Source organism: Agriterribacter sp., from assembly GCF_035445465.1.
Classification (GTDB): Bacteria; Bacteroidota; Bacteroidia; order Chitinophagales; family Chitinophagaceae; genus Agriterribacter.
Genome location: NZ_DAOMQT010000007.1, coordinates 97,005 through 123,450, shown reverse-complemented (window position 1 = coordinate 123,450; position 26,446 = coordinate 97,005). Strand labels below are relative to the sequence as shown.

Genomic DNA, 26,446 nt, shown 5'->3' with positions numbered 1-26,446 from the left:
TTAAATTAAAATGATACCCTGATACTTGCACCTATTGAACGGGTTGCAGCACTGGCGCCACCGGCAAAAGCCTGGGAAAACGAGTTGGTTCCAATGCTTTCTTCCGGATCAAGATAAGGCAGGGATTTATAGAAGTAGAAAAGATTCCTTCCATAAATAGATATCGTTACATTCTGCATTTTAATTCTTTCCATTGCTTTTACAGGCAACGAATATGACAATGCCAGCTCACGTAGTTTTATAAAATTGTTGTCGAACACGGCGCCTTCATAAGTGCTGTAAGAACCTGAACCCGGCCAAGATCCCCATGCATAAGTATTCAAATAATAATTAGGTGCATCAATGATCACATCATTTTCCTTTCCATCGCTTTGTTTAGCACCTTTTAATATCATGCCGTCATCATACACCTTTTCGCCATTAGGGCCGGCCGTAGCATTGCCTTCCACTTTTACGTACGTTCCTGTACCATCCACATAATAGGAAATACCTCCATGCGATTTATCACGACCAAACAGGGAATTGGTGTACATCCCTGCACCTGTTCCGTACAAAAGCGCCTGTGAGATAACCTGCCCGCCCCACCTGAAATCAACAAGGAAATTGAGTGCAAAATTTTTATACATTAATGTATTTGTTAAACCGCCAAGCGATTTGGCCTGGATGTTACCCATCTTTGTCTGGTCATCAAAATTGATATCATAATATCCGTCTCCGTTAATTACATAATCGCCATTCGCATCTTGCCGTCTCTTATACCCTATAATATCTCCAGCCTGTTTGCCTATTTCAGAAACAATCAGCAACGAACCGTTATCAAGATTTGAATTCGTCAGTCTTTCAAGCCCTTCCATTAACGAAAGCACTTTATTGCGGTTAAATGCCAGGTTTAACCTGGTATCCCACTGAAAGTTCCTTCCCTTAACAGGACTACCATACAAAGCAAGCTCAACTCCATAATTTCTTAAGGACCCCACATTAACCAAAATACCAGTTGACCCGGTAGTGGCGGGAACGGTAAGGCTTAGTATCTGATCAGTAACCTTATTGTTATAATAAGACACATCAAATCCTAAACGATTATTAAGCAACTTGGTTTCCCAGCCAAATTCCATTTCTGTTTTGCGCTCGTTCTTTAAGTTGTTGTTGCCATAAGGGTTGCCGGGATACAGCGTTGCAACCCCGTTAATGCTTCCTGCATTATAAATAGTGTTTGCTACATAAGCCGGAGCAGGGTTACCAACCACACCCCATGAAGCTCTTAATTTACTATAAGATACAAACTGCGGCAATGTAAGTGCATTGCTCAGCTCAAAAGAACCGCTTACAGCCGGATAAACAAAAGTATTATTCCCCGGGTATAGTGTAGAAGTTCTTTCACGTCTTACCGTTCCTTCAAGAAATAAAAAGTTATTGTATTCCACACCCAAAATCCCAAACAACCCGTCTTTTACCAAAAAGCTCCTCGATGAAGAACCAGATGTTGGGGTGGTTTTGGAAGCATTAAAGCTAAACCAGTTTTCCTGGGTCAAACCATCACGTGTACCCTGTCCGGAATTATGGTAAACTTCTTCTCTTGCCTGGTATCCGGCAGAAACATTCAGGGTTAACTTATCCGTTACATTATTGGAATAGGTAAGCAACAGATCGCCATATGTGAAGTTATATTTGTTAAAGTTGGTTCCATAGTAACCACTTTCTCCGAATGCCAAAGGATAGTTTGCTTTATTTTTTGACTCGGCAAAATAACCAGTGTAGTCAGTTCCAAGCCTACCCCTGAAGCGGAGATTCCTCACAATATCATAATTAACCGTAGCAGATGCCATCAAACGATTTGAGGTTTCATCAAAACTATTTTCAAGCTGGTTCCACAAAAAATCCAGGAAGTCGTACCCCCGTATATTATATTTTAATGCTTCCGCAGGGTCTTTGGAAACATCATTAAAAGGAACGTACTTGTATCCTTTTGTAGTTTTATACTTATCAAAAATTACATCCATTCTTTCTGCAGCACTCAGGAAACCGCCGTAGTTATTAGTAAGCCTGTCAATCTGGTAGGGGCGATTGTGCACCTTTTCATTAACATAGCTTATGATCAGATCGGTACTAAACTTAGGAGTGATCTTAAAGGAAGTATTTAAATTAAAAGTGTTTTTTTCCTGCTTACCGCCAATTTGTATACCCTTGTAATCATTACGGGTATACGATAACCTGTAATTAAACTGATCTGTAGCATTGCTTACCGCAATGTTCTGAACAGCGCTCATTCCATCCCTGTAGAACGAGTTCCAGTAATTCTTTTGGGCAACATAAGGCCGCATTTCCCCATCCCACCAGTAAACATCCTCTCCGGTAAATTTAGGGCCGAACTGACCGTAAGCCCGGAAGATGGGGTATTTCACCGTTTGTCCGTTTACTGTAGTTTGAAGCCACCCGGCATCATCGGAGCCAAAACTACCCATATTAGTTCCGCGATCGTACCCGGGTCCATATTCATTCTGAAGATCAGGCACTATGGCTACTGTTTCGCTAATGTAGGATGAATTAAAATCCACACCCAGTCCTTTTTTACCTTTCCCGTTTTTTGTAGTAATCACGATCACACCATTAGCAGCATCAGAACCATATAATGCGGAAGCAGCGGCGCCCTTTAAAATAGTTAGTGATTCTATATTTTCGGGATTAATATCTAAAAGCCCGTTTCCATTAATGCGTGGTGAGCTCCAGAAACCGTCATTATTAGCCTCTCCGTTCCGGGTAACCACTCCATCCACTACCAATAAAGGCTGGCGGGAAAAATTAATGGAATTCAATCCGCGGATACCTACACTAACCGCACTGGTAGCGCCTCCGGGATTAGTATTGATGTTTACCCCGGGAGCTTTACCATATAAAGCCGATGCAAAATTTGTTGGCGAGGTTAACAGAATATCTTTTGAACTCACTGTAGATACCGCATAGCCCAATTTTCTTTGTTCTTTTTTGATACCCATCGCGGTTACAACTACTTCGGTAAGCGCATTTTCCGAAGCTGCCAGTTCAACAACAATATCTGCATTTGAGCCAATCCGCACCTCTTGCGTGGCATAACCTACATAACTAAATACAAGAACAGCATTTTCTGCTGCATTGATTGAAAATCGTCCATTTTCATTTGTAAAGGTACCTCCGGTATTGCTACCCTTTTCAGTAACAGAAACCCCTGGTAAAACTGCTCCGGAAGCGTCTCTTACCAAACCGGTTATTGTTTTTGTTCCCTGCCCGAAAGTAAATGCACTGCATAAGAAGAGCATTCCCATAAGCAAAAAACGAGTTGCTGATTTCTTCATCGTTGTTAGTTTTTGAATTTATAAAGAAAGAATTTGCTTAAAATCAAGGAGCTACAAGAAACTTAATGTTAATTATAATAATTAATGCAAATTTAACAATACTTTTTTAAAAAAAACAAAAAGATTTGTTTTTAAAACAATTAATAAAATAAGTTTTGGTAAATAGTAACGAAATGACAATATTTCCGCTTATTAGTAGAGAAGATTTTATTTATAAACGCTGCTTACTCATAAAATAATATTTTCTGGAATAAGACTCTGGGTCAAAAAATGAAATTCCGGCATACATTAACCCCATACTATAATTGTTATTGGTGAGCGCCTGTTATTGATGAGCGCCGAATTTTGAAAGCCGGTATGGCACCACTATGTGAGCCACCAACTGTGGCGGCATTTATTTCCTGTGTTTTACTTTACACATAATAAATGCTCCCGTCATGCTTAGTGTCTGCACGAGATACTTAACCACAGAAGTTTCTAATATGGGGAGTTTTTTTAAATGCTAATAGATGCTTTTTGATGCATACACGCTTTCTTCTTTGCCACTTTTTACGGCATAAGTAAAGCCTTTCTGTAAGGCATAGGCGCCGTATTCGCCTTTTTTATTTAATGCCAGAAATCCAACCTGTATTTTTTTTGATTTCTCCGGGCTACGTTTAATGATGCGCTGAACCGCTTCTTTACAGGCGGCTTCGGGCGAATGTCCCTGGCGCATCAGTTCCACCACGAGGTGTGAACCTACAATGCGGATCACTTCTTCGCCTACGCCGGTGGAAGTAGCGGCGCCAATCTCATTATCTACATACAATCCTGCGCCAATGATGGGAGAATCACCCACCCGCCCGTGAATTTTATAGGCCATCCCACTGGTAGTGCAGGCGCCGCTTAAGTTCCCGCCGGCATCCATGGCTACCATACCAATGGTGTCGTGGTTGTTGGGGCCGCCGGGCATAGGATCATTCTCTTTATTGTATAATTGATTTTCCACGTTGATCACCGGATCGTATTTAGCCGTTTTCAGCCATTTTTTCCAGGCTCTTTCACTCTCCGGCGTAAGAAGGTTCTCTTTTTTGAACCCGTTAGCCAGGGCAAACTGCAGGGCGCCGTCACCGGCCAAAACAATATGCGGTGTTTTTTCCATCACCAGCCGGGCAACCGAAATAGCATGCACAATATGTTCCAATGCCATTACCGACCCGCAATTATATTGCTCATCCATGATACAGGCATCCAGCGTTACATGCCCGTCCCGGTCGGGTAAGCCTCCATATCCAATGCTTTGATTGGTGGGGTCGGCCTCCGGTATTTTTACACCAGCTTCCACCGCATCTAAGGCCCTGCCTCCTTTGCCAAGTATGGTCCAGGCCCCGGCATTAGCCGCTTTACCAAAATCCCAGGTAGAGATTACAACAGGATTATTAATAACGGGAATGGGTAAGGTTGCCGTATCGGCCAATACCTGCCTGCCTGTTAAAACCGCTGCGGAGCTTATTACCGAGGCTTGCAAAAATTTTCTGCGGGTAGACATTTCCTATTTTTTAAACTGTTTTTCAGTAATTTTTATATGCTCAAAATTAAATGAAATGGCAGTTCATTTAAACAATAATTAAAAAGAGAAGCTGTCTCCTGATGAAACAGCTTCTCTTTTAGTTTCTTAAAAAAATTATGGCATCCAATATACCTTTATCTGTGCTTGTTGATCCAATGATAAAGCTGTTCCACCCAATGCGGCTAACCAATTTGTTCTATTATTTAGCTCCTCGTCGGCCGGGTATGGAACTTTGTTAGGCCTAACCAGTGGAGTATACGTCGGATCTTTAGGTGTTAATCCGGTTCTTCTCACTAACGCCCACCCTTCCATTGGATTCCAAATAGCGCTAAGCCACGCCTGAGTAACAATCTTTTTAAAAGCATCCGCATCATCTGCGCCATTATACGCCACCGATGGAACATTTAAGAAGGTTGTAATTTCTGCCGGAGTAGGCTTGGTAGGCAAATTTGTGATCCATGACATGGCATACCAAAAATCAATGGAAGACTTAATGCCCGCTTCGTAAGCAGTTTTAGCAGCAGCGACATCTTTAGCTACTCCCAATCCGCGCTGATAGATCTCCGCTTTCAAAAAATATACATCTGCTTCCGATATAATCAGGTAAGGATAATTCTGCCTTCCGTTAAATAATAAATTAACATTGAATGAAGCATATTTATTATCGGCATCTGCTCCTATTGCCGGACGGGCTCCATCACCAGGGTAAGGATCGCCACCATCTATCACCGAGTGGTTCTGTGGTTGCGGAACCCAAAGGTCCGCATTGTTTGTCATGAACCAAACTTTTGTACGTGGATCAAAAATTCCAGAGCCATCGGTGTTATTGTTACTCGACATCTGGGCCCAAACATTGCTGCTCATGCGAATTTTGGAAATAGAGTTTTCTGCAAAACTACTCCACAACCTGTCAGTAGTAACAACCGGCGCGACCTTACCAGGCCAAAAACCGAAATTGTTTTTTTCCAGTGCGGCTGGGTCCTGATTCATCGGCAAAGGCTTATTACCGCCAATGATGTCAGTAATAATCTCAGAAGCAAGTGCCTGCTCTTTTTCGTAAAGTCTTACTGCATATCTCAAACGAAGTGCATTCGCAAAACGGATCCATGCAGTAAAATCATTCTTTAAGAAAGAGTCTGAGTTACCAATGCTGATTTGAGTAGCATCTCCAATTTTTATCCCTTCAGCAGCCGATTTAAGATCAGCTAACACACTCTTATAGATATCAACCTGTTTATCATATGCTGGACGGCGCGACTCCAGATTGTCTGCCATACCGGCCTGTGTATATGGAATATCGCCGTAAAAATCCAGCATCTGCAAAGTCTTGGAAGCCATCAAAATATCCGCTATGAATTTTACATTGCTGTACTCCGCCTTAGCTGGACTATTATTGATTAAGTCCTGTAGCTTTTTATAATCAAACAAAACAGGATAATATGAATTCCATAAACCTGCATTGTATATAGCTGTACTGGTAACTTCATTTTGCACCGCCTGCTGGTTAGTAAGATCAAGCAGCAGATAGATGTTCAGCGCATCATTACCATTGGTAATATCTTTCGATATTCCATTAAACAGCCCGGGAATAGTTAAAGTTGAAATACTCGGCTTATCGGGGGTTTCATTCATTTCTTCAAAACCCTTTGTACACGAAAAGAATGCAGCAAAAGCGAGAATTATTATATAATTAAATTTTAGTTTCATCTTATTAATTTTTCTGGTTAAAACGAAGCCCTTACAGAAAATCCAAATGAACGGAAGTTAGGCATAGATGAGTTTTCGAGCCCTTGCACATTTCCTATACCGTTTACGCCTTCGGGATTGAGTCCTTTAGGTATTGTAGTAAATAGGTAAAACAGATCCCTTCCTATTACTGACAAACTCAGGTTTTGAAATATATGGGTTTTCTTCACCACTGAGGCTGGAAACTGGTAAGAAAGGCTGGCTTCTCTGAGTTTCATCCAAGAGTTTTCGAAAACTGATAATGAACGAGGCACACCAAGATGATTCCATGATGCATAAGAAATTCCGTAATACCAGGAAGCGGGTACTATCACATCATTAGGTTTTCCATCAGCATACACGCCGTCCATAATCATACCCACATTGCCAGTTGTTCCATCAGGATAGGTGTAGGGTAAGCCACCACCGTTACGTTCTTTTACAGTTTCCTGTCTCAACCCGTTACCCATTGCAGAGCTATAAGATCCAAACCAGGTATCTCCACCCCATTTAAAGTCGGTAAGAAAATAGAGAGAGAAGTTTTTATAGCGAAGTGTATTAGCAATACCACCAGTAAGTTTAGGTATGGAGTTTCCGATAGGTACTTCATTAGGTGTAAGCACCCACTCTGTAGCAGCAATATGTTCCTGCCCATCAGGTGTGGTGTATTTCATCACTTGCCCATCTCCACCAATCGCCTGACGTACTACTATATTACCATTCTGATCATACGTAAAGTCTTTTCCATAAATGGTTCCGTAGTTATCTCCCACCCGAACTTTTTGTAACGCCCCACTTGATCCATAAACACTTCCTATGGTGAGCACACTATCCACACCAGAAAGGGAAATTAATTTATTTGTTGCCCGTGAACCATTAACCGTAATGCTCCATGAGAAGTTTTTTGTGGTTATCGGATTTGCATTGATAAAAAACTCAAATCCTTTACTTGCCAATTTTGCATCATTAATCCTTATCGAACTAACTCCTGATGAAATTGGAAGGGCGGTTTCAACAATTTGCGGGGAGGCATTGCCTGCATAGCCGGTTAGCTCGATATTCAACTTATTATTGAATAATCCTAAATTAAGTGTTGCCTCATATTGTTTTGTTCTCTGAGGTTTAATACGAGGGTCGGTAAGAATGTTCTGGAATGACTGCGCTACCGTACCGTTATATGCAACCCCGTCGATTATCGCATTTGTTGCATATGGGTCGGTACCACTGCCTCTGCCTGCGTAAGATAAAGCAACTTTACCATAGCTCAACCAGGGAGCAGATTCTTTGAGGCTGCTGATCCCATCTGTGAACACATATGCTAAACTCACAGCAGGATAAAAGAAGGTATTATAGGGGGATCGTAAAGTGGAAGTCCAGTCATTACGGCCTGTTACCTGCAAAAACAAATAGTTTTTGTATGAGATATCAAAGATGCCGATTAAAGAATTGATTTTATAAGCAAATGGTAAATCAACAATATCTTCATTAATATTAACTGGCTCACTACCGTTTTTCAGATTGAAAAGAAACGGATTAATAAAGTTTCCACGTGTTGCAAGACTGTTAGCATAATTCTTAACGTTAACAGACTCTCCACCTGCAGTCAGACTTATATTAATGTCCTTATCTGCAACATTATCCTTGTAGAATCGCGCCATACCCAACATATTAAGGGTATTATTCCGGTCGTTACGAACTCCAAATTTACCGCCTGTAATTCCCTGAGGATCTCTTGGATAATTCCTAATTTCTATCCGGTCGTTGCTATTGTCAACACCTGCCTGTCCTGTTAATGTAAGCCAGGAGGTAGGCGTAGCTGTCAATTTTACACTACCTATAAAATTCTTACGATTTAGCTGTGTATTATTTTTATCGATGTACCAAAATGCATTTTGCAAATAACTATTTCCATTAAATGGATATGCCTGTTCGCCGGCAGGGAAGTTACTGGAATTCGTCACATCATTTAAAGAGCCGTCTGCCTTGTAAGTATTCGCAAGATCAACATAAGGATCGTAATCGCGTGGAGCTGCATAAAACATGCCCTGCAGGTAAGAATTTCCTATCGCCGGTGTATTTAATCTTTTGTAGCTTAAATAGCTGGCAGATATATCAGCAGTAAGTTTTGGACTGATATTGATGGTTGAACCTAAAGTAAGCATATTAGAGGCGTAATTGCTATTAAGAACATTTGCCTTATTGTCCTCTCTTGTATAGGCAAGTCTAAACGACCCTATGTCTCCTCCGCTGGAAACAGAAACATTATGTTGACTGGTAGACCCATTGGGAAAGAATACTTTCCAGGCATCGGGGTGAGCACTGTATGGCCTTTGTACTCCGTCATACCACAACATCGGCTGACCATCAAATTTAGGTCCCCAGGATAAAGCACCGGGAAATGAAATAAACGGCCAGGCCACAGTTGGATTATCATAAGGCAGCATACCATGCGCACCTTTAGTATAAACGCCCATCTGATCCGGGCCGTAGATAGGTGTTTGAATACGCTGTCCATTACCATTTACATTAAACCTTTTGTTATTATCGCCTGTCCATAAAGAAGAAATAAAACCAGCTCCATAGTCATTCTGGAAATTAAAGAAGTCATTGTATACAGAACTAAAGCGATCATTGAACGAGTAATCAATACCAAGTCCTTTTTTCTTGGTTCCCTTTTTCCTGGTTACCAATATCACACCATTGGCACCCCTGTTACCATATAAAGCAGAAGCTGCAGGTCCTTTTAACACTGTTACACTTTCAATATCTTCTGAATTGATAAAGTTTAATCCTGTTCCCCAGTCATTATAGGTAGCAACATCCTCATTTAATTTTGTTCCCAGTGAGCTTCCGTTTAAAGGCGTATTATTAATAGGAACTCCATCCACTACAATTAAAGCGCGATTGTCTCCGGTCAAATTGGTATTACCTCTAATCACCAATCTTGAAGATCCGCCCTCTACTCCACCCGAGGCCTGACTGATATTCAAACCTGAAACTTTCCCCATCAATCCTTGTGCTATTGTTGGAGCCTGAGCTAATGTTAAATCTTTGCCATCAACTTTCTGAGCTGCATAACCCAGTGATCGGGGCGAACGTTTAATGCCAAGAGCTGTTACAACAACCTCATCAAGGCTACCTGCAGCTTCGGACAGGGTAATATTTATCTCAGAAGCAGTGCCTACAGAAACCTGTTTTTCTTCAAACCCCACATAACTAACCACTAGGATTGCATTGTTTCTTCCCACAGAAATAGAATACTTTCCATTTTCATCCGTTACAACTGTTTGGGAAGCACCTCTAACAGCTATTGTTGCACCTGCAACAGGATTCCCTTTATCATCTTTTACTATGCCGCTGATAACCCGCCCTTCCTGTGCGAACAGCGCTATATTGCCCGCCAGCAGGACCAGCAAAACCAGTAAAATTTGTTTTTTTACTTTTTTCATTTACAGTTGAGTTTTAATTTATGATTGACTAAGACTAACAATATTTAAGACCGGTACAACCCGCTATTCCACTATGGCGTAGTGCGGCTGCTCTGTTCCGCCACACAATCCCCCGGGTTAACCAAACAACAACTCACTTTGTTACTGCCCTTCACCAAAGTCCGGTGCATTTTTATCATACCATATCCGTTGTGAGCTTAATGTTGGAACATCCTGGGCGTTGGGTGTAAAGCCCTGTTCGCTCATTGCGGCATTCCAGTTGTTCCTGTTCACTTCTCCGGGGTCGGTTAACCACCAGCGGCGCGGTATCTGCTCATTAAAAGGTTCACGGGCATAATAGGCTGAACCGTTTCTGGGATAGCCTGTTCTGCGAACCAATACAAAAGCTTCACTGGCATTGCGGTAAAAGTTCAGGTATTGCTGTATATATATTCTTTCAAGGTCATTCGTACCATTAAATGCCACTTCCGGGCCATTTAAATATGCCGCAATTTCCGCATCACCATTTCCACTGAATCCGGTAGCAGATTGCGCGGTTACCGCTATAGCATTCATTGTTTTAATGGAAGAAGTAACGCCTTTTTTATACCAGTCTTCTGCTGTGCCTTTGGTATCAATTCCATTACCATAACCTTTCTCAATAAACTCCGCCACCAGCAAACAGGATTCGGCATTCGATACCAGCACATCCGTATAATCGCCGGTTGCTCCGTTTAACCTGGGCGAAAAGAATTTGCGGTTAATGGGTGAGATCAGGAAATAACGTGAAACCACATTGCCCGGGTCGGTATTGCCCACTGCAAAAGCGTTACTTATATAGCCTGCAACAGTTGGGTTTGTTGTCCAGTCTGCCGGCGCCCCCTGGAAACTGATATGCGGGTCATTGGGATCAATAAACGCCGGGAGGCTTGTTGAATATTTGGCTAAAGTATCTTCATAGCTGCCGGTTAGATCGTTGGACTCAAAATATATGGGCAATCTTGGATCATCAGCGGCTTTCAGAAAGTTAACGATAGAAGTACTACCATAGCGGGCGCTTCTGTAATTGATATCATTGCCAAAAGGTGAGAAGTTAGGATTGGTATACTTTAACTGCGCATCATCATTATCAATAGGTCCAATAGCATTCTGCATTACCTGCTTAAATATTTCCTGTGCTTTTGCGGCGTTCTGGTTGTCTAACCGTGCGGCTATGCGCAGCTTAAGGGTGTTGGCTAACTTCACCCATTTGGTCCAATCGCCCTGGTAAAAAATATCGGAGTTACCATAGGCAAGCTGATTGGAAAGCGAGCTGTTAGACAGTATGCTGATCGCATTGTCCAGTTCTCCCAGCCAGGTAGTAAATAGAGATTCCTGTGTATCATAAGCGGGGCTGTAATCAGCTTCGTACCGTCCTTTTATCGCCCCTGTATAAGGTATGGAGCCGTTCATATCGGTAACCTTTATGCCATGCAGGGCCTGTATGATATACGTTACTTCCTGCATTTTCTGATACTGATCTTTGTCCGGAAGGGTACTGATCTGCCTCCTGATCTCAAACAGGTTGGGCAATATCTGGGAATAGTACACGCCATAACGGCCATTTACGTTACCGGTTACTTCATATGGGCTGGCGGTAACATGCTGGGTAAACCGGAACAACTGTTCCATCCCTTCCCATATCCATTCACCACCATTATAGGTCATTAGCCTTTCCTGGGAATAACTTAAAAGGTATTTAATATCGGGTGTGGTTACAATGGTGGGATCCGTATTGATGTTGCCAAATTGTTTTTCGCAGGAGGTGCCGGCGATCGCCGCAAACCCTATTACTGCTATATATTTTGAAACGCTTTTCATGACTTGTAATAATTAAATAATAAAAAAACAATTCCATTAAAAGGTAGCCCTGAGCGTAAATACAAATGAACGCATCATAGGCAAAAATCCTTCTTCGCCGGAATAAGCCGTGTTGTTTGAATTATTGGAAGCCGGGTTAAAATTGTAAGGCAGTGTATTATGCAAATACAACAGATCGCGACCAACAACAGACAAAGACAAAGCGTTCAGCTTAAGCTTTTCATAAAACTTAGCCGGTATACGATACGATAATGCCACCTGGCGCAGCGATATCCATGAATTTTTAAGTACCCAAAAATCCGCTACCCCGGTTGAAGACGAACCGTAGCGATAATAGAACTGGGGAAGATGCGAAGGCTCAACCAATCCCTGGTCGTATGCCTGCTGGTACGTCATGCCGCCTACATCGGCTGTGCCGCCTCCGGGTTTATCAACTATTTGACCCGGGGCAAAAACACCTTCGGGGATTATACCATCATCGTAAGTGCCGCCATCATTAGCATACTGGGATGTCCACTGAATACCGCCGTTCTGAGCATCCCTTCCGGGAAGACTATTGGGAAATACACCCGTATGCGTTCCATACCGGTAGCTCAGCAATACAAAATCACCTCCTATTTTAGCATCCAACAATACATTCAGGCTGAAATTTTTATAATTGAACGTATTGTCCCATCCTGCGCGGAATTTAGCATTGATATCACCCACATCCTGCCATACATTACTTCTGTTAGGAAATGCTGTTCTTGAATCGCTGCGCCATTGAAGAATAGGAAGTCCATTGCGGGGATCATTTTTATCTGTGCCCTCGAAAGCGGTGGAATGTATTTGTGTACGCAATGTGCCGTATGATTTGCCTACAACAGCCCATGTACTGATCTCGCCAATGTTGGCGCCCAGGTTAAATTCTGTTCTGCCAGGGTAAAGATCTACAATCATATTTCTGTTAACGGCATAATTTAGCGCCGTATTCCAGCTAAAGTTCTTTGTTCTTAACGGAGTGGCATCTAATGAAATTTCGATACCCCTGTTGCGTATGTTACCGGCATTGATAAATATGGTGCTTACACCAGACTCTGTTGGCGTGCCAATATCCAGCAACTGGTTTTTAGTATTGTCCTGGTATACACTTACGTCTAATCCTAAACGATTTTCAAGAAACCGCATTTCCAGTCCGATTTCTTTTGATATTTTACGCTGGGGTTTAAGATTCGGCTGTAATACTGACCCGGAGCTATAGGTTGAGAGCGGCACGGTTTGCCCGTTAGCGGTGCTGTATCCATTAAAGGCAAACCCGGGGTTAATCCTGAAGGGATCGGTATCACCGCCCAATGCGGCAAGGTTTCCTCTTAATTTGCCGTAGCTGATCCAGGACGGAAGGCTGTTTTTAAATGTTTCACTAAATATCCATGATAAGCTGGCCGCGGGATAAGTATAAAAGTTATTACCGCTACCATTGGTGTACGTTAATGAAGAAGACCAGTCGCCACGCCAGGTAGCCTGCAGGAATAACATGTCTTTATATCCTATATCAGCGCTGGCATATAATGAGTTAAAGCTTTTACGGTTCCTTATTCCCGCTGTAGTGGTGGGCTGATTAACAGAATTGGCTATATAATAGTTACCCGGATAGCTTAATCCCCCGCTGGTGGAGCTGTTTTCATACGTGGTTTTATAGCGTTGCGCTTCACCACCTATATAGCCACTGATGGAGAGGTCCGGATTAATATCCTTGTTCATCATCAGCATCCATTTCTGCATATTGCTTTCCTTGGTTTGGAACCCGAGTGAATACAGTCCGCCCGTAAAATTTTGCCCCTGGCCCAACTCCTTACTTTCCGACCGGGTATAAATGTTATTAATATTCCCTTCTAAGATCAGTTTCGCCCAATCGGTTAACGTAACGGTAAAGGCCACACGACCACGGAGCAGTTGCTCTTTTTGAAAATAGTTGTTTTCATATAATGAGAACCAGAACCTTGTTTCAGGGGCCAGGTTGGTTTCGGCAGAATTGCCGGGATTAGGAACGCCACCGAACTGGCTGGTATAATGTTCTCTTTGCGACCAGTATTTGGTGTCATAGTTACGCGGCATCATCCACGAATACAGCTTGCCAAAATTATAGGAAGCAAATGCATCCAGCCCGCCTAAGCGTGGCGGGTTTTTACCATTAAAATCAGTATAGGCCGCGCTCATATCCACTTCCAGGAACTTGGTGAACTTATGTGTAACCCTAAGGTCAAATGCATTTTTTGTAAACTTGTTGTTACTTACAACACCCTCGGCCTCATTGCGGTTATAGGATAAACGAAAAGTTGATTTTTCTGTTCCGCCGTCAATGGCAACATTGGTATTATAGCCAACACCCGTTTGAAAAGCGTCCAAAAAGTTATTGGGCTGCGGAAGATATTTGGTAGGCGTACCATCATAATTAATTACATCCTGCCCAAGCATACGCGGACCCCAGTTTTCCAGTTCACGTCCTATACCCCTGTCAATATATGGCAGGCCTGAGACAGGATCGGTAGGAAATACTTTTGTAGTCCATCTTTCATTGGCCTTATAATTCGGATCCCTGGCATCGGTAAAGAAATCACCAACCGTTCCGCCCCCAAATTCATTCTGAAAATCGGGTCCCGCATATGGATCAGTTATATTCACCGACTGGTTAACCGTTATGCCAATGCCCTGGCGCTGTTTTCCTTTTTTAGTAGTAATTAAAATTACCCCGTTTACCGCTCTTGTGCCGTACAGGGCAGCAGCGGCAGAGCCTTTTAATACAGATACACTTTCAAAGTCTTCCATATTCAGGTTCTTCAGGTCGTTACCAAAATCGCGCCCGTTACCGCTAAAAATATCGTTGTCCATGATCACGCCGTCAATAACAAAAATGGGCTGGTTATTGGTTCCCAGGGTAGAGTTACCGCGGATTATAATTTTGGAGTTGGCCATCAAGCCACCGGCTCCTCCCATGTCAATCTGCACGCCTGCAACCCGGCCCTGTAAGGCATTAATTGGGTTAATCTCATTGGTTTTAGACAACTCAGCGCCTTTAACTTCCGTTATGGAAAAGCCTAATTGCCTTTTTTGTTTTGTTACTCCCAGCGCTGTTACTACAACCGCTTCACTTTCTGTTATACTTGGTTTGAGTATTACAGATAAGGTAGTTTGCGTTCCAATGGTTACTTCTGTAGTTTCATATCCCACGGAAGAAAACACAAGCACATTCTGAGAAGTTGCCAATGATACACTAAAACGCCCTTCGGCATCCGTAGCAGCAATGGCGCTTGCTCCCTTTACCGCAACCGATACGCCCGGTAACGCTGCTCCGCTTTCATCGGAAACAGTTCCGGAAACCGTTTTTCTTTGCTGGGCGAAAGCATAAACCCCTGATAACACTATAAAAAGCATTAACAGCAGATGCTTAACATTTGACTTCATCATTGTTAGTTTTAGTTGTAAATTTTGTTTAAGGGTTTCTCTCAGGCAGCTTCCTGAATTTTATTTTTGCGTGCTATGCCTTTCTCATATTTCTCCATTACCAGGGCCGCGCCTCCTATAAGCTGGGCCTCATGCCCCAGCCCGGATATTACAATCGTTGTATTGGCCGCAAGCCGTGGGATACAATGCTCGTTTAATGCCTGCTGAATAGGCGCCTGCAATATTTTACCGGAAGAAGATCCTCTTCCGCTAAGTACTACCAGTTCGGGATTTAACAAATGAATTAAAATGGCGATGCCGCGGCCGATATTATAACCGGCTTCCGACAACAGCTCAACCGCAAAACGATCTCCCTTTGCAGCAGCATCAATAACAGCATCGGCAGCATCTTCCGGATTTAGCGCTTCCAGTCCCGATTTTTTTAAAACGGAGGTTCTGCCGGAGGCTAACCCTTCCAAGGCCTTTTCTATTACCGCCGTTAAAGCAGCTTCTGTTTCCAAACAACCGCTTTTGCCACAACTGCATAGCTTACCATTCTGGAAAAGCGGAATATGGCTGAACTCACCCGCAAAACCGTTATCTCCCCTGAACAACACATTGTTCAATATCAAACCCAGCCCAATACCCCAACCCACATTAATTACCATCACATTTTTTTTATTAAGCGCGGCGCCAAACTTTTGCTCGGCCAGCGCAATAAGACTTGAGTCATTATCAATAAATACAGGAACCCCGGTTTTACTTTCAATAAATGAAGTAATGGTACCCTGCCCGTTCCCGGGAAAGGAGTAATTCACTCCTTCCTTCGCATCAATAAACCCCGGCATACTAATGCCAATACCCGCGATTTTACTTTTGGCTATTCCTGCTTCGTCTATTACTTCGCTAATCTTGTCGGTAATAATGTCTAACGCCCCGGGATTACCCGCCAGGTTCAGTTCTATGCTTTCCATTTTCCCGATATGCCTGTTTTGCATATCCATTACTACCAAACGGGTAACAAACTGATCCATGGCAACCGATACGGTATACATAATATCGGGCTTAAGAGAATACATCTGCGGCCGCCTGCCACCACTGGAAGGAGCATGCCCTGTTTCAACCACATACCCTTCCTCTACCAGCTCATTTAAAATTTTTGTAGTGAGGGAAAGGCTTTTTTCAATTCTTTCACTTATTTCTGCACAGGAAAGCATCCTTGAAAAATAAAGATGGTTCACTATTCTTTTCCTATATAATTGAGTCTTACCCGCCATTTCTATTAAAATAAGGTTAACATTTACTGAATAATATGTTAAAGTAAACTAACTTTTTTTAAAAAAACAATATGTTTTTGATAAATTTTTAAAATAATTTAAATGTTAACCCGATTTAGAACACATTTACCTTCGGTGAGAAAATTCAAATTGTTGCTGAGGCTGTCTAAAAAAAATATTTTGCCACAAAGCCGCTAACCTGCCTGCTCTTTAAGCAGGGCACGAAGAAAATAAAACCTGAATGAAAGATATTTGCATCACAGAATGATTATACTATTTGGACTTATAGCGTTTCTATTGTTCCAAATCAGACAGTCATTAAAAAACCAACATACATATGATACGTTCCATTTTTTCCGCACTGCTGCTCATCCTCTTAACGGGGTTTTATGCGCAGGGGCAATCCGGGGTTAATGATAATCCCGCCAAGATGCAATGGTTTAAAGATGCCAAACTGGGCATTTTCATCCATTGGGGTATCTATTCCGTCAATGGTGTAGACGAAAGCTGGTCGTTCCACAATAAAAAAATATCGTATGCCGACTATATGAAGCAATTGAACGGCTTCACCGCCAAAAACTATAACCCGGATGCATGGGCGCAACTGATCAAAGAAACGGGCGCCAGGTATGCGGTAATAACCACCAAACATCATGATGGGATTGCTTTATGGGATACCAAGGCCAACAATATGAGCACGGCTAAGCTCACGCCTGCCAGGAAAGATGTGATCACTCCTTTTTTTGCCGCGTTGCGCAATGCAGGTCTTAAAGCCGGGGCCTATTTCTCCATATTAGACTGGAGCCACCAGGATTACCCGGGGTTTTTAAAAGACAGCAGCCGCTACCAGGTAAAAGACGATCCGGCAAGATGGAACAGGTACCTGGCCTTTTACCAGGCACAGATCAAAGAGCTCAGTACACAATTTAATCCGGATCTGTTTTGGTTTGATGGCGATTGGGAGCATAGCGCTGCAGAATGGCAGGCTAAAAAAGTACGGGAGATGATACTGGCGCATAATCCTGAAGCCATTATTAACGGACGGCTGGCCGGTTACGGTGATTATGAAACACCTGAACAAAATTTCCCGATTACCCGCCCCTCTCTCAACCCATGGGAACTGTGCATGACCTCTAACAATAACTGGGGATACCACCCGGACGACAGCGCATATAAAACACCCTATGAGCTCATTACCATTTTTGCCGATGTGATCAGCAATGGCGGCAACCTGCTGTTTGACATTGGCCCACGGGAAGATGGCTGGATACCCACGGAACAGGTACATTTATTAAAGGAGCTGGGCAAATGGACGCATAAGCACGAAGAAGCCATTTTTAATACGGAAGCCGGCATGCCGCCGGGTCATTTTTACGGGCCAAGCACGATATCAAAAGATTCCTCTACCCTGTATCTTTTTGTGCCCGCCCTTAACAGGAGTAAATTAGTGATCAAAGGATTATACAATACCATTCAAAGCATTAAAGTGATAGGGGCAGATCAGCCCCTGCATCATAAAATTGTGGGTAAAATATCGTGGAGCCCGGTGCCGGGTTTGGTATACATTGATGAAATTCCGGAAACAGCTACTGATGGCTACATGACGGTGCTTGAAGTAAAATTAGACGGGCCCATAAAGCTGTACAAAGGCAAAGGCGGGCTTGGAGCGGAGTAGAAGAGAGTGCAGGGCACAAAAGTTGCAGGTTACAGGTTACAGGGGATGTCCCTGCAACCTGTAACCTAATTCAACGCCGCGGGTTCTTTTACAATGGTAATACCTTTGGTATGTTTTATAGATTCCCATCCGCCGGTAACATTGCGCAGGTTATTGTAGCCCTGCATTTTAAGCAGCGATGCGGCAATAACACTCCGGTATCCTGCCGCGCAATGCAGGTACAGGTTATCTCTTTCATTAAGATGGGCAATATTGCCCGGATCTTTCATATCAATCAGGGGAACATTTAAAGCACCCTGCACGTGTCCTTCCGCATATTCTACCGGCCGGCGTACATCCACTACTACAAGGTTTTCATCAAAAGGGATATCCATTGCCAGTTCCCCGGCATCCACATCAATGATCATATCAACAGCTCCTCCCGAATCTTTCCATGCCTCAAACCCACCTTCTAAGTAACCGGCAACATTGGTAAACCCGGCATCTGTAAGCAGTTGTACACACACTTCTTCTTTTCCGGCAGGGGTAATTAATATGATCTTTTTACCGGCGGGTAACAAATTAACCGCCCATTCTATAAAGCGTCCTTCAAACCCTATAAAAAGAGAACCGGGTATAAATCCTTCTGTAAAGGCAGCGGCGCTGCGGGTATCCACCATTATAAAATGGTTGTTATCCCTGAGCAGTTCGCTCAATTGCCGCGGAGTAAAAGCAACACGATGTGAATACAACATTTCAGACAGAATGGTTTAAAATGTGTTTAAATAAAAACGGTTGATGAAAATGATACATCAACCGTTTATAATAAAGCGGTAAGTATTAGCTTAATAGCTGCTCTACAAAATGGTATATTTCGGCCAGGCGTTTATGGTTTACCGAATAGTAAATAAACTTTCCCTCACGGGTAGTGCTTACCATGCCTGCTCTTCTTAAGATGGCCAGATGCTGCGATGCAACTGATTGCTCAAGCCTTAACTGCACGTATAATTCAGTAACCGTCATTTTTTGTTTTTCATCCAGCAACTGAATCATTTGCTGCCTCAACTTGTGATTGAGCGCCCGTAAAATAAGCGCAGCTTTTTTAACATTCAGAAAGTCAATCCGTAATTCGGATGCATTCTCCTGCGCTGATCCGTTCAATACCATTGTGTATGGATTTGTAAGGCCTGTCATAGGAATAATAACTTTAAAATTTAATCATTAATATATCAAGTGCAAAGATATAACCGAAAATACAAATAACCCCCTCCCACATGTTAAAGTAATAAAAATGTATGGCTGGTTATTTAGCCCTTTTAGATCCTTCAAAATAGAAATCTTTTACATACAGGGGTTCCATATAGGCCAGGCTGCAGAAGTTGTTGTTTTTAAAGGAGTTAAACAAAAGCTGTGATAGGTGGGTACTATTATAGTCTATCTTTTCAAAACAGGTGTTTTCATTAACCAAACGCATATCTTCCCATTTGGGCGCGCCGCTGCCAAAACAAAGTACTTTTTTATACCCCGGCACCTGTGCAAATAAATCCCCGGAAAGTGTTGCTGCATGTGGAGGTAATACCACTTCCCCCTGCGGATTATATAATGCTGTATATACTTCCTTTCGCCGCGCATCAATCATCGGGGCGTAAACATCAAAGCCGGGAAACGCCTCAACGGCCGCCGCCGCCATTACTTCAAGCGTGCTTACCGCCACTAATGGCTTGCCGAGCGCATAACAAATTCCTTTGGCGCTGGCCATGCCCACCCGTAAACCCGTGTAAGACCCGGGCCCGGAGGTTATGCCCACCCCATCAATAGCGTTGAGCGTAATATGCAATGCGTTTATCATTTGCTGTATGGCAGGCTGCACAAAAGCAGCATGATCGTACTGCACCGTATTATTCAGTTCCATTAATAATTCACCATTACGCGACAGGCCCACAAAGGCTTTTTCCAATGCGGTATCAATATGTAACAGAAGCGCCATTTAATTCAATTTTTTAGCGTTTATCAAAATTAGATTTAAAAGTCCGAAGCGAAATGCCATCAGCAATAAACCACAAATTTATAAGTCCGAAGCCGGATCCCGCACGTGCGGGACGAAATCTGAAAGGAGTACAAAGAACCAGGAAACAAATCACAAAAGACAAATAAAAAGCAAAATTCAAATTCTAAGCAGGAATCCGAAGCGGGAATACAGCAACAGCCATCAGCAAGCATTGCTATATTGAGTAACTTTGCATTTTTATCATTCTTTACACATCAGTATGAGCAAAACAATCATTAATGCCCAACATGCGCCTGCTCCTATCGGACCTTACAGCCAGGCGGTAATGACAGGCAATTTATTATTCGTTTCGGGCCAAATAGCCATTGATCCCAAAACGGGTAACATAGAAGCAAAAGATGCCGCAGCCGAAACAACACAGGTAATGCAAAACATAGCAGCCATTCTTGGCGCGGCCGGGCTTGGCTTTGAGCATGTGGTAAAAACAACTGTTTTCCTGTCGCACATGAGCTTATTTACCATTGTGAACGAAGTATACGGTAACTATTTTTCAAACAACTTTCCGGCAAGGGAAACAGTAGCCGTTAAAGGATTACCCAAAAATGTGAATGTTGAGATCAGCGTAATTGCAGCTAAATAAAAACTGCGAATGTTAAGTCAAGCAGGTTATGCCTGTATTTATCGTGAAAGTGAGAGGAGCAGTGAACAGGCAATAGTGCATCTTACCTTCCGCTATTCACCCATTTACCACTTCTCACGTCTGACACAGCACTAATGAGAAGTATATTATATAAACTTGTTCATTTTTTAACAAAATAGATTTATATTGCAAAATATTAATTATTAGCATTTATAGATAATTAAATTGATCGTGCGCCAGTTAGCTGCTATATCCCTTATATTGATCTTTCTCTTTAACCTTTTTGGTTACAGGGCTTTATTGCAATATTGGGAAACTCAGGAAAATACGAAGCTGGAGGCAAGATTAGACCAGCAGCAATACGATGAAAAGGACCTGGTAGAAATAAAGGTTCCTATACATTTGCCCTATCACAGCAACTGGAGCGACTTTGAAAGATATGACGGGGAGATTGATATTGACGGCGTACATTACAAATATGTAAAACGCAAAATATTCAACGACTCACTTGTTCTCCTCTGCATACCGAACAATATAAAAATAAAGATCAGTACAGCCCGTGACGAATTCTTCGGCCTTGTGAATGACCTTCAAAAGGATGCGGCCAATACCAAATCATCTCATTCTTCTTTTTCTTTTCATTTTTCAGGTGGTGATTATATCTGCCAGGAAAATGAAGACTGGAATATGACGGCTGAAGCTGACGCAATGGTATATTATTATCCCATGTCTGTTCCGCTTCTTTCTTTTTCTGCTACTTCTCCCTGGCAACCCCCCGATTTCCAGTTCCTTATTTCCTGTTAATCTGTTGCGTCCGGGACGCTCCTGCCTTTATGCCAGAAGCAGGGTGATGCGATCCCTTTATGCCAAAACAGGTTCACTTTTATTCCGTTCATTTTTCTTATTCATCTGCGAAGCATTCAATGCATTTGCATAGGAATCAATAGGATGTTGTACACTTTATCATTAATAAAATTTACCTTTTATTAATGCAGACAGCACAAAATATTATAAAATATATAAAAGTTGTTTTGGAGTTTTAAGTATATATGAGACGCCGCGATTCTTCGCGGTGTATTTTTTAAAACTTCAAGATCGGTATAAACTGATCTGAATGATGTACAATATTTTTTAAGGCCCCAAGTACTCACCCAATGGCGGAGTCGGATCATATTTCATGAACTTCCCGGTTATTTCAGCAACCTTAAGTAAGCCAGGCTGAGTGGTACCTGTTCTACCGAACGGGAGGATTCGTCTTCAATAAAATAGTGTTTCACGCCGGCTTTCTTTGCCGCCTTCATAATAGCGGCAATACCCACATCGCCGGAACCCAGCACCACATTGGTTTCTACGTCCGCGTGCCCTTTCTGGTTGCCTGCTGTTCCGGGTTTACGGTCTTTAAGGTGCATTAGAGGAAAGCGCCGGGGATATTTTTCAAGCAACGCTACCGGATCCTGCCCCGGATGTTTTACCCAAAATACATCCATTTCAAAGTTCGCATAAGCAGGATTCATATTTTGCGCCAGGTAATCGAACAGGGTGCCTTCGCCATAAGCGCCAAATTCGTACCCATGCGGGTGATAGCATAATGAAATGCCGTTTTCTTTTAAGTGCTTCCCGGCCGCATTAAATACCGTAACCGCGTTTTTTGCATCGTCAATAGTAAAAACATCTGTATGCGGGATCCAGAACACCACCACGTATTTTGCGCCATAGGTTTTAGCCAGGTCAACAGCTGCCTGCGGATTTTTAGCCAGTTGCTGAAAATCGGCACCTACACTAACCACTTTCAGGTTATTTTTCTTCAGCAGGGATTTAAACTCATCTACCGGCAACCCATAGCTGTCGCCGCCTTCCAGCTCCTTAATACCCATTTTGCTTATTTTTTCCAGCATGGCGGGAACATTACCCGGAAGCTGCTTTCTGAAGCTGTATAACTGCACGCCAATTTCCTGTGCAAAAACAGGTAAGGCAATAAGGAACAGCACTGCCGCCGTACATATCTTTTTAACTATAACGTGGGAACTGCGATACATAATAAATATTTTTTCTACCCTCAAAAATGAAATCTTTATAAATGTACAAAAGATTTATTCCTTTCGGTATCACACAATTGATGAGGGCGCATTTCAATTTTTGGCAGGTGGGTGGTGACACCCACCTGTAGAACCCGCTACCGGTCGGTGTCTCACCGACCGGAAAGTTGTACATGGAGCGAAAAATTGAAATACGCCCATTGATGAATATATTTGCTGAACTAAATTGTATGATATGCAAGACGGAACTGCCGAAGAACGACTGGCTCGTTTAGGATTAACTTTACCTCCTGCACCAAAACCCATGGGCGTTTATAAACCCTGCCTCATTGATGGCAACCATCTTTATCTTTCGGGGCACGGCCCCGTACAGAATGACCAAACCCTTATAAAAGGACGTATTGGAAAGGATATGGACGAGGAACAGGGTAAACTGGCTGCAAAGCAGGTAGGACTAACCATGCTTGCAACCATAAGGGCGCAGATTGGAAGCCTCGACAATATAAAGCGCGTAATTAAAGTGCTTGGCATGGTAAACTGCATACCCGAATTTGAAAAACAACCTTATGTAATTAACGGCTGCAGTGAATTGTTTGCCGCTATATGGGGAGAAGAAAATGGTGTAGGCGTTCGCAGCGCAGTAGGTATGGGCTCCTTACCGGGTAATATACCGGTTGAGATAGAAGCAATATTTGAACTGGCGTAATAAAAAGGGTTATGATGCATACAAATGGCTCAGCAGAAGCATGGTATTTTGTTGATGATATTAACAATACAGATTCCCCGGCATTGTTGCTGTATAAAGAACGGGTAAAAGAAAATATCCGTTTGGCAAAAGACATGGTAAAGGATGTGAGCATACTACGTCCGCATGTTAAAACCAACAAAACAGCAGAAGTGTGCAGCATGATGCTGGAGGAAGGTATCACCAAATTCAAATGCGCTACTATTGCGGAAGCCGAAATGCTGGCAACTGTGGGGGCGCCGGATGTGCTGCTGGCTTACCAGCCTGTTGGCCCTAAAGCAGAACGGTTGGCGAACCTTATTAAAGCATACCCTGCCGTTCATTTTGCATGTTTAACAGATAATGAGGCAACCGCAAAACATATCAACGATGTGGCTGAAGCGCATGGCATTGTAATTAATATTTTTATAGACCTGAATACCGGCATGAACAGAACAGGTATCGTTCCTGCCAAAGCACTACCGCTTGCTGCATTCATCCTGTCATTGAAAAATATAACGCTGGTGGGCCTACATGGCTATGATGGTCATATACGCGATACAGATACCACTATACGGCAGCAAAAAAGTGATGGGGGATTTCAGCAGGTAGCCGCACTGCATCAAAAGATAGCAGCAACGTATCAGCGCTCATTAAAATTAGTAATGGGGGGCACACCTACTTTTCCAACTCATACCGGGCGGCAAAATGTGGAATGCAGCCCCGGCACTTTTGTTTTTACCGACTGGGGATACAAGCAGTCTTTTCCCGATGAACCTTTTGACTTCGCGGCGCTTGTAATTACCAGGGTTATTTCCATCATAGATGAGCATATCATTTGCACCGACCTGGGGCATAAGGCTGTTGCCGCAGAAAACCCGTTGCCGCGGGTTCACTTTTTGAATGCCCCCGATGCAGTACCCATAGGGCAAAGCGAGGAACACTTAGTATTGCGTGTACCAGATGTTTCTTTATACAATATGGGTGATGTGCTATACGGCGTGCCGGTGCACATATGCCCAACCGTTGCTTTATATGATAAGGCTTACGTGGTAGAAAATAAAAAAATTACTGCCCAATGGGAAGTAGTGGCGAGAAAAAGAAGCATTAATTTTTGAACAGTTTTTTAAAAACTTACGCCACTCCGTATCCTGCTCAGCAACTGGTTATAACAGTTATCCACTAATCTTGCTGCCAACTCTTCCCGTGATGGCGGACGTTCCGCCCCGGAACTGTTGATCAGGTTCCAGTCTGAAGCTTCTAAAGCCTGCCTGTCGCCGGTGTAGCGCGCTGCTTCATGCTGCCAGGTATAGTTATCGCGAAAGCGGTCGGCTAATATATTACGGCCGCTTACCCAGTCGTAAATACGGCAATCCAGTGACGCCCGGCTTTGCAGTATGCTGCGGGTAACATGCACAGTGGCAGTAACCGTTTTGTATACAGGTTTGGCCGGAACAGACCGGGTTTGGCCTATCTCTATTTTTTTAGACCGTTGTATCGTGTACCGGTCGGTATATATACTGCCTATATACAAATCATTAAAATTCAGTTCCACTACCCTGTCTGCTTTTATAAAACTGGCTTCAGCCTCCCTGTCGCTATAAAAACGGGTATTGTTATACGAGGCATTATTAAGATCACGAACCATTGCATACTGCAGGTAATCATTATCGAATCCCCAGTAACGCCAGTTGTTATTATAATAATTTACCGGCCTCACCACTACTTTAACCGTTGCCATTTCCTGCGCCTCCCGTATACGATCCTCTACATCGCGGTAACGCGGATACGCGTTACCGGCCTTTACAAACATTTCATACGCTTTTTGTCCGTAAGCCCGGTTATTGTACGACAGGTAATGTTGACCCTGGTTATAATATTCTTCCGCTGCTTTTTGTTTTGCCTCCTGCATTTTAAGCGTTGGGTTCCAGGGGTTTGGTATTATTTTAGCAGCCGCCGGTATGGCTTTGATCTGGCTGTACATTTGTGCTGCCACCTCAAGCTGGCCGGCAATTTCCATCCAGCGGTCGCCGGCATTCATATTATTATAGGTATTGCTGTTCATGGCTTTACGCACATCGGCGGCCTGCCTGTACGCTTCCGGCAGCAAAGCTGCCGCGTCTTTATCACCCGCATCCTTCTTTAACCGTTCTAATAAAGCAAAAACAGTCTGGTCATCTGCTGTATATCTTTTTGCAATCTGCCGGGTAGAAGAGCAACCCAGCAGCAGGATGCTACTTAGCAGCAGCGAAAAAGCACTTCGCATTGTAAAAGATTTTAGATAAATCTACACAAAAACCATCGCCGGTGGAGCGATGGTATAAAATATGATCAGCATTGCTTAAATCTAATCTAATGTCCCGGGTTTCTGTACATCGTGCAGCGGCGCTGCCTGTTCGGTAGGAGCCGGCACATTGAACTTGTTGCGCAGGTTCTTATATGCAACGCCATCCCACAAAAATGCAAGAATAAACCAAATAAACAGTAGCAGCGGCACCAGTATGGTGAGCTTAAGATTCCTTACTTCATCGCCAAGGTGCATGAATATAGATACGATATACACGGCTTTGCATATAGAAAGAATGATCATACCTCCTTTCAAAAACATCAATAACCACCCTTCTACATGAAAAGCGTAGTGAGATAAGCCCAGGGCAAGCTCGGCAATAGTAAGGAAAAGCAATATCCAGAAGGTCTTCCAGATCCTTTTTGTATTAGGTGCCGGCTCGTGCTGAAACGTTATTTCTGGCGCAATTGCCATTTGCTGATTTGCATGTTCCATATGTTGCGTATGCT

General features: G+C 43.0%; 18 protein-coding genes. 5 read left to right on the top strand and 13 right to left on the bottom strand.

Features of this window, described 5'->3' with window-relative positions; genetic code table 11:
- Positions 1-5 precede the first annotated feature (5 nt).
- From PLE34_RS06020 to PLE34_RS05990, 7 genes are all read right to left on the bottom strand, one after another.
- A complete protein-coding gene (locus tag PLE34_RS06020; RefSeq protein ID WP_324554933.1) occupies positions 6-3,329 on the bottom strand; it encodes a SusC/RagA family TonB-linked outer membrane protein in 3,324 nt (1,107 codons plus the stop codon).
- 502 nt (positions 3,330-3,831) lie between these two features.
- The gene (locus tag PLE34_RS06015; RefSeq protein ID WP_324554931.1) at positions 3,832-4,857 is read right to left on the bottom strand and encodes a glycosylasparaginase; all 1,026 of its coding nucleotides are present in this window, start codon (positions 4,855-4,857) and stop codon (positions 3,832-3,834) included.
- 135 nt (positions 4,858-4,992) lie between these two features.
- The gene (locus tag PLE34_RS06010) at positions 4,993-6,585 is read right to left on the bottom strand and encodes a SusD/RagB family nutrient-binding outer membrane lipoprotein (RefSeq protein ID WP_324554929.1); all 1,593 of its coding nucleotides are present in this window, start codon (positions 6,583-6,585) and stop codon (positions 4,993-4,995) included.
- 17 nt (positions 6,586-6,602) lie between these two features.
- Entirely contained in the window at positions 6,603-10,052 is a 3,450-nt protein-coding gene (locus tag PLE34_RS06005; RefSeq protein ID WP_324554927.1) for a SusC/RagA family TonB-linked outer membrane protein, read from the bottom strand.
- A 141-nt stretch (positions 10,053-10,193) separates the two neighbouring features.
- Positions 10,194-11,891 (bottom strand): SusD/RagB family nutrient-binding outer membrane lipoprotein, encoded by a 1,698-nt coding sequence (locus PLE34_RS06000; RefSeq protein WP_324554925.1) that lies wholly within the window; start codon positions 11,889-11,891, stop codon positions 10,194-10,196.
- A 36-nt stretch (positions 11,892-11,927) separates the two neighbouring features.
- On the bottom strand, positions 11,928-15,335 hold the full coding sequence (locus PLE34_RS05995) for a SusC/RagA family TonB-linked outer membrane protein (RefSeq protein WP_324554923.1): 3,408 nt from the start codon (positions 15,333-15,335) through the stop codon (positions 11,928-11,930).
- Between the two features lie 38 nt (positions 15,336-15,373).
- Entirely contained in the window at positions 15,374-16,528 is a 1,155-nt protein-coding gene (locus PLE34_RS05990; RefSeq protein ID WP_324554921.1) for an ROK family transcriptional regulator, read from the bottom strand.
- A gap of 397 nt (positions 16,529-16,925) precedes the next feature.
- Here PLE34_RS05990 and PLE34_RS05985 point away from each other — a divergent pair, with 397 nt between their 5' ends.
- On the top strand, positions 16,926-18,263 hold the full coding sequence (locus tag PLE34_RS05985; RefSeq protein WP_324554919.1) for an alpha-L-fucosidase: 1,338 nt from the start codon (positions 16,926-16,928) through the stop codon (positions 18,261-18,263).
- Between the two features lie 65 nt (positions 18,264-18,328).
- Here the strand turns inward: PLE34_RS05985 and PLE34_RS05980 are convergent, their stop codons facing one another.
- The 3 genes from PLE34_RS05980 to tsaB form a co-directional block, all read right to left on the bottom strand.
- Positions 18,329-18,997 (bottom strand): rhodanese-like domain-containing protein, encoded by a 669-nt coding sequence (locus tag PLE34_RS05980; RefSeq protein WP_324554917.1) that lies wholly within the window; start codon positions 18,995-18,997, stop codon positions 18,329-18,331.
- 85 nt (positions 18,998-19,082) lie between these two features.
- Entirely contained in the window at positions 19,083-19,436 is a 354-nt protein-coding gene (locus PLE34_RS05975) for an ArsR/SmtB family transcription factor (protein WP_193311695.1), read from the bottom strand.
- 109 nt (positions 19,437-19,545) lie between these two features.
- Positions 19,546-20,229 (bottom strand): tRNA (adenosine(37)-N6)-threonylcarbamoyltransferase complex dimerization subunit type 1 TsaB, encoded by a 684-nt coding sequence (gene tsaB / locus PLE34_RS05970; RefSeq protein WP_324554914.1) that lies wholly within the window; start codon positions 20,227-20,229, stop codon positions 19,546-19,548.
- Between the two features lie 280 nt (positions 20,230-20,509).
- On the opposite strand from tsaB, the gene PLE34_RS05965 reads away from it, so the two are divergent.
- Positions 20,510-20,890, top strand: a complete 381-nt coding sequence (locus PLE34_RS05965; RefSeq protein ID WP_324554911.1) for a Rid family detoxifying hydrolase — start codon at positions 20,510-20,512, stop codon at positions 20,888-20,890.
- Between the two features lie 231 nt (positions 20,891-21,121).
- Positions 21,122-21,694, top strand: coding sequence for a hypothetical protein (locus PLE34_RS05960; protein ID WP_324554910.1), 573 nt, complete (start codon positions 21,122-21,124; stop codon positions 21,692-21,694).
- 386 nt (positions 21,695-22,080) lie between these two features.
- Here the strand turns inward: PLE34_RS05960 and PLE34_RS05955 are convergent, their stop codons facing one another.
- Positions 22,081-22,926 carry a sugar phosphate isomerase/epimerase family protein gene (locus PLE34_RS05955; RefSeq protein ID WP_324554908.1) on the bottom strand — a complete coding sequence of 282 codons (846 nt, stop codon included), beginning with the start codon at positions 22,924-22,926 and terminating at the stop codon, positions 22,081-22,083.
- Positions 22,927-23,161: 235 nt separating this feature from the next.
- Here PLE34_RS05955 and PLE34_RS05950 point away from each other — a divergent pair, with 235 nt between their 5' ends.
- On the top strand, positions 23,162-23,632 hold the full coding sequence (locus tag PLE34_RS05950; protein ID WP_324554906.1) for a RidA family protein: 471 nt from the start codon (positions 23,162-23,164) through the stop codon (positions 23,630-23,632).
- Positions 23,633-23,643: 11 nt separating this feature from the next.
- A complete protein-coding gene (locus PLE34_RS05945; protein WP_324554904.1) occupies positions 23,644-24,768 on the top strand; it encodes a D-TA family PLP-dependent enzyme in 1,125 nt (374 codons plus the stop codon).
- Positions 24,769-24,776: 8 nt separating this feature from the next.
- Here the strand turns inward: PLE34_RS05945 and PLE34_RS05940 are convergent, their stop codons facing one another.
- Positions 24,777-25,916, bottom strand: a complete 1,140-nt coding sequence (locus PLE34_RS05940) for a hypothetical protein (protein WP_324554902.1) — start codon at positions 25,914-25,916, stop codon at positions 24,777-24,779.
- Between the two features lie 81 nt (positions 25,917-25,997).
- Entirely contained in the window at positions 25,998-26,432 is a 435-nt protein-coding gene (locus tag PLE34_RS05935) for a cytochrome C oxidase subunit IV family protein (protein WP_324554900.1), read from the bottom strand.
- Positions 26,433-26,446: the final 14 nt, after the last annotated feature.